The organism is Peptidiphaga sp. (assembly GCF_057238965.1).
On the sequence record NZ_DBHHEV010000137.1, the window covers coordinates 1 to 827 of the forward strand.

Consider the following 827-nt stretch of genomic DNA (forward strand, 5'->3'; position numbering starts at 1 on the left):
ATCTGGGCGAACGCCGCCGAGCTCGCCCGCCGGCTGGAGGAACACCCCCTCGTCGCCGAGGTCCGCCACCCGTCGCTTCCCTCCCATCCGCAGCACGAGCGCGCCAAGCGGCTCATGTCCTGTTTCGGCGGCGTCCTCACGATGAGACCCGTCGGCGGGGTGCGGGCCGCCGAGGAGCTCGGGCACTTCGTCCGGATATGGTTGCCCGCGACCTCGCTCGGCGGGGTAGAGTCTAGCTTCGAGCGACGCCGCCGCTTTCCCACGGAAGCCGCAACCGTTCCGGAGGACCTGCTGCGCGTGAGCGTCGGCATCGAGGACGTCGAGGATCTATGGAGGGACCTCGACGCCGCACTCAAGGAGGTACATCTATGAAAACTCGTCTCAGCGCCGCCTGCGCCGCCCTCCTCCTCGCGGGTTCGGCGTGCTCGTCGGCCTCGGAGGAAGCCGGAGGCGGCAAGCCGAAGGCGAATCCGGGCGCGGTTGCCTCTGCGCAGGCCTCGGGCGCCTCGCGATCGTCGAACCCAACGTCCGCGGCTCCCACGCCTGGCCCGTCTGCCGGGTCGTCCTCCTCCGCCCCGCGAAAGTCGGCCTCGCCCGTCGCCCCGACGGACTGGCTCGCCGAGGGGTCACAGTCCGACGGCTTCCCCACGGACGCCGGCCACGCCTTCCCGAGCTCGTCGAGGGTCGGATCGCACCCGGGGTATGAGAGGGTAGTCGTTCAGTACACTGGCGGCGCCGCAGATTTGACGTGGAAGACGACGTGGACGAGCGACCCCATCGACGAGAAAGGCGAGCGAATCAACGTCAAGGGCGACGTTTTCTTGCAG

General features: G+C 69.4%; 2 protein-coding genes. Both read left to right on the top strand.

Features of this window, described 5'->3' with window-relative positions; all coding sequences use genetic code 11:
• The coding region (locus ACO48X_RS10935; RefSeq protein ID WP_485002117.1) for a PLP-dependent transferase at positions 1-372 on the top strand (372 nt) is incomplete at its 5' end.
• On the top strand, positions 369-827 hold a 459-nt coding region (locus ACO48X_RS10940), incomplete at its 3' end, for an AMIN-like domain-containing (lipo)protein (protein ID WP_485002118.1). The genes ACO48X_RS10935 and ACO48X_RS10940, both read left to right, overlap by 4 nt.